Genomic DNA, 4,587 nt, shown 5'->3' with positions numbered 1-4,587 from the left:
TCGCACACTTTTAATTTGGTAAATATTTATTAACTTTACACTTAATCAACGCAACAAAAGTTTATACAACAACGTTGTGTGTAATTAAAAAAAGAAACTATGAAAAAAGTGACAATTACAATCCTAGTGAGTTTAATACTAAGTTTTATCATTCCGTTAATAAAGTCTGAATTTTTATATTGGGACTTTTTAGAAATCTCAACTAAAATTTTAGCATATTTTGTTATAATTATGGGACTTACTTTAATTAGTCTTATGGTTATGAAAATAATTAGTAGTATTACAAATAGAAAAGATAAAATACCCTTAAAAACCTTATACTTTCAATCTTGGATTATGGCATTAGTTTTAATCTCAATATCATTATTATCAAATAAATTTTTAAACTAAAAATGGTCAAAATAAAAATATTTTTTATAATAATATTAGCTATTCCTTTTTCATTAATAAGCCAGTCATTAAAGGAAAATCTAAATAAACATTTAAAATCTAATATAACTATATTTCAGTCAAATAACGCAAAAAAATATGGAAGTGGATATATTCTTGAAAAAGGTAAAGTCATTACTAATTTACACGTAATTGAGGGACTAACAAATGGTTACGTAGTAATTAATGGAACTAATAAAAAACATAAAATAAGCGGGTATTTAGCCATAGATAATCAGAATGATTTAGCAATATTGTCAGTACCAACTTTAGATGGTATAGCTTTTGAAATGGCAGAGTCCACACCAAAAATTGGAGACAAAGTTTATACGTTTGAAAATTCTAAAAATTCATCAAAAATCATTTTAGAAGGCAAAGTAGAATATATTAGTTTATTTAACAATTCTGGCATTATTAAAACAACAATTTCTACCTTTCCTGGAAATAGTGGAAGTGCAGTAATAAATGAAAAAGGAAAAGTTATTGGAATTTTATTTGCAGGAGGTTTTATAAAGTCAAATAAAGTAAATTCTTCTGGTGGTTATGTAATACATTTAAAATTTTTAAAAGAAATCATAAAGAATAAAAACAACAAAACAAAGGAATTAAATTTGCCTTACGGTGCTTATCATTATCTTAATAAAGGAACTATTGCTCACAATTTTTCTAATTTTAATGAAGCAATTTCTGAAATAAATAAGTCAATTAAGATTAACTCAAATCTTCCACTTTCATATCATAACAGAGGTTTAGTAAAACTGAAATTAGGGCAAATAGAAAGTGCAATATCTGATTTTAAAAAATCAATTGAATTAGACCCAAAATTTGCTAATGCTTATTATAATTTGGGTTTAGCAAATTCAATATTAAAAAAGCATAATATTGCTTTAACGAATTTTAACAACGCTATTGATATTAATCCTTTTTTTGCGAATGCATATTCAAGCAGAGGAATGACAAAAGCAAGTTTAAATGACTTTAATAATGCATTATTAGATTGCAGTAAAGCAATTAATATTGAACCAAATAACGCATTGTTTTATATTACTAGAGGTGGTATAAATTATTTTTCAAATAATAAGAACTCTGCTTGTTCAGATTTTGAAAAAGCTAAAAAATTGGGTAATCCAAATGCAATTAATTTTATAAATAAATTCTGTAAATAAATATGAAAAAATATAAAACTTTAATTTTACTTATTTTAATTACAATTGGTTTGTTTTTTCTTATAAAAAGTAGAAGAATTGACAAAAAAACCCACAACATAATGGTATTATCAAATAAAAATAGAATTTATCAATCCTGTATAAAATTGACTGAATTTAAAATGGGAAAATCTAAAGAAAAACCTTATGAATATTTTTCTGGCGTACATATTCGCAAATTGTGTGATGACAAAGAAAAAATGGATTCAATAGTTCAAGAACATATGAAAGAATATTATAGAGATAATTGGTTATTCGTTTATTAATACAAAAACTACACACAACACCGTATAAACTTTATTGCTGGCTTTTTGCTTACTTGCGAAAAACCTCGTGGTTTTTCTTGGTTTGTGTTTTATTTAATAACTTCACTACTTAAACAACGCAACAAAGCTTATACAAACACGTTAGGTGTAAGCTGTGAAAATCCGTCTAAATTCAAAATTTCGTAATCAAAAAAAGAAAAAATGAAAACTGAAAAACTGATTTACGATAAGGTTGTAGGATATATGCTAAAAATAATTAAGTCAGGAATTAAAATCAATAAATTTAAAAACAAATTTAACGCGATTAAACACGGAGATTATGTTTGTTTCATCGAATTACTGAAAGTTGGTATTCCTCAAGATATAATAGTAAATAAAATTGGAGAAGGAATAATTCCAACCGAAAAACAACTTGCACAAAAAAATGTTGACTTTCTCTTTTTATTATTAGCCAGTAAATCATTATTGGAATTTTATAAAGAATGCTATTTAGAATATGGAGAAATAACAGACAAAGATTTATCAGATAAGGATTTTGAAAATTTAGCGAATTTTGAAATGGTTCTTAGAATGTTTTACAATAACACATTTGAATATAATGGTCGAATTGTCCTAAATGATGTAATTGAAAAGTTTATGAATTATAAAGGAATATCGAAATCTGAAATTGAAAAAATACAAATTGGTAGAACTTTTTTGAATATGGTCAAAGGACATAAGGCAAATTTTGAAAATTATAATCAAGGTTTAATTGCGTTTAATGAATCTTTGAAAATTTTAGAGAAATATAAAATTAAAATATTTCAATAAAAAGCCTACACCTAACACCGTATAAATTTTATTGCTATTTATCGTTTATTTTGGAAAATTCTCGCACACTTTTAATTCAGTAAATATTTATTAACTTTACGCTAAATCAACGCAACAAACTTTATACAACAACGTTGCCAAATATAGCTCGCTCACTCAGACGGAAAAAAGGAATAAAGAGAGAAAAAACGAAATTTTAAAATTATGGAACACTCTCTTACTTATAGCAATTTTTTAAAAATTGTGGAATTTAATAAAAGTAAAAAAATACTCAAACGCTGAAATCAAAATTGCGGAATATTTACTAAAATGTTAAATTAGAAAGTTTGCGGAATTAAGATTGTCTGGAAAATCAGGAAATGTTGAATATTTTAGAATTTAAAACAGAGAAATGGAATTTAAAAATTACGTAGTTTGGCTTGTTTGAGAAAATTATAAGATTTTGAATTTTAGTAAATTAAAACAGAAAAAGTATTCCAAAATTGCGGAATTTTTACTGACACGTGAAAAATAAAAAAAACATAAGAAAAAGAAAAATAAACATAATTGTGAAAAACGCTACATTTGGCAACACCGTATAAATTTTATTGCTATTTATGGTTTATTTTGGAAAATTCTCGCACACTTTTAATTCGGTAAAATTTATTAACTTTACGCTTAATCAACGCAACAAAAGTTTATACAACAACGTTGTAAAACATTTGGAATCGCCCTTTATAGAAAGCAGAATTGGAATTGAAGAAAGGAAATAAAAATGGAATTAAAAAAAGCTGAAAGGTATTTAGAAATATTGAAAAATTATGAGGGAGAAATAAAATCTGAAAAAGGACTGCCTATTTGGAAGTTTGAGATACTTCCTGTAGAGTATTTAAATAAACATAACAATTGACTTAAATAAAATAGTAAATAAGAAAAATGAGTATCAATTATTGCGTAATAAAGAATGGGATTACAAAATACTTGGAATAATAAGACCTCAATATTCAGTTGTTACTTTAGATTGGAATTCGGAATATTACGAAAAGTTAATAGAAAACAAGGAAATAGAATAATTTAGTGGTTTATGTTAATTGCTACAACAATATTTTCTTTATCATCTTTAGTAAGAAAAAAGTCATCTACAAATTTGTATTTGTTTTGAATATTTTGAAAATCCTTATTGAGTTTATTAATATCTGAAATAGCTCCTTTAATATCAAAATCTGGAAAGGCGTTTATGAATTGAGTTATAGAATCGGAATTTGGCATAATGTATAATTAAATTAATAAAATATGAATGAAAACGGAAAGAAAATTTTTAAAACGATTGAAGAAAATTTGTATGGCTCAATTGAAAACAGAGACATTTTTTTTAAGGGAATAGAAATTATTGAAAAAGAACATAAAGAGTTTTTTAAAAACAAAGAATTTGATAAAAATGAATTAACTCCCTATATAGGGTTTTCAAATTTTAACGGAAAAACTGTAATGGATTTTTCAGAAGAAATAGATTTACCTAAAGAAATTAAAGAAAAGGCTTTAGTATTGTTTAGGAAATGTTTTCTTTAAAAACTGTCTTAATATTTTGTAGGAAAAAGACTGAATTTTCTCACCTTCTTCGACATACACAAAACCTTTACTATAACTTACATTTATTTTATCTTCGTCAACGGAATTTAACATAACAATATGGAACTAAAACGTTTTACAACACCGTGTATAATTAATTGCTACACTTTGCAACACCTTAACTAATGGTTTCTATGCTTGCATTTTACCAATCCCGAATTGAAATTATTTTAAATTCGCAACTAATAATACACAACAACGTTACCTAAAATGGCTCGCTTACTCAAAACCTGAGGAAAAAAACGAATTAAAGTTATTTAAAATTTTGA

Annotated in this window: 5 protein-coding genes; 4 read left to right on the top strand and 1 reads right to left on the bottom strand. The window is 25.2% G+C overall.

The features are described from left to right. The first annotated feature begins 392 nt into the window (after positions 1 to 392). From Q0762_RS13790 to Q0762_RS13780, 3 genes are all read left to right on the top strand, one after another. The gene (locus Q0762_RS13790; RefSeq protein ID WP_298767702.1) at positions 393 to 1,595 is read left to right on the top strand and encodes a tetratricopeptide repeat-containing serine protease family protein; all 1,203 of its coding nucleotides are present in this window, start codon (positions 393 to 395) and stop codon (positions 1,593 to 1,595) included. A gap of 2 nt (positions 1,596 to 1,597) precedes the next feature. Further along, positions 1,598 to 1,900, top strand: coding sequence for a hypothetical protein (locus Q0762_RS13785; protein ID WP_298767700.1), 303 nt, complete (start codon positions 1,598 to 1,600; stop codon positions 1,898 to 1,900). Positions 1,901 to 2,101: 201 nt separating this feature from the next. Further along, positions 2,102 to 2,710, top strand: coding sequence for a hypothetical protein (locus Q0762_RS13780; protein ID WP_298767698.1), 609 nt, complete (start codon positions 2,102 to 2,104; stop codon positions 2,708 to 2,710). Positions 2,711 to 3,763: 1,053 nt separating this feature from the next. Here Q0762_RS13780 and Q0762_RS13775 read toward each other — a convergent pair. Continuing rightward, entirely contained in the window at positions 3,764 to 3,958 is a 195-nt protein-coding gene (locus Q0762_RS13775; RefSeq protein ID WP_298767695.1) for a hypothetical protein, read from the bottom strand. Between the two features lie 24 nt (positions 3,959 to 3,982). Between Q0762_RS13775 and Q0762_RS13770 the strand changes: the two genes are divergently transcribed. Then, complete coding sequence (locus tag Q0762_RS13770; protein WP_298767693.1) at positions 3,983 to 4,258, top strand: hypothetical protein; 276 nt, start codon at positions 3,983 to 3,985, stop codon at positions 4,256 to 4,258. The last annotated feature ends 329 nt before the right edge of the window (positions 4,259 to 4,587 follow it).

The sequence above is a fragment of the uncultured Polaribacter sp. genome (assembly GCF_947495205.1).
In the GTDB taxonomy this organism is placed as follows: domain Bacteria; phylum Bacteroidota; class Bacteroidia; order Flavobacteriales; family Flavobacteriaceae; genus Polaribacter.
Note: the sequence above shows the minus strand (reverse complement) of the source record. Positions and strands in the feature narration are given on the sequence as shown.

Coding starts and splice junctions, on each gene's coding strand:
- Q0762_RS13770 (WP_298767693.1), top strand. CDS start 3,983: ATGAATGAAAACGGAAAGAAAATTTTTAAAACGATTGAAGAAAATTTG.
- Q0762_RS13775 (WP_298767695.1), bottom strand. CDS start 3,958: ATGCCAAATTCCGATTCTATAACTCAATTCATAAACGCCTTTCCAGAT.
- Q0762_RS13790 (WP_298767702.1), top strand. CDS start 393: ATGGTCAAAATAAAAATATTTTTTATAATAATATTAGCTATTCCTTTT.
- Q0762_RS13785 (WP_298767700.1), top strand. CDS start 1,598: ATGAAAAAATATAAAACTTTAATTTTACTTATTTTAATTACAATTGGT.
- Q0762_RS13780 (WP_298767698.1), top strand. CDS start 2,102: ATGAAAACTGAAAAACTGATTTACGATAAGGTTGTAGGATATATGCTA.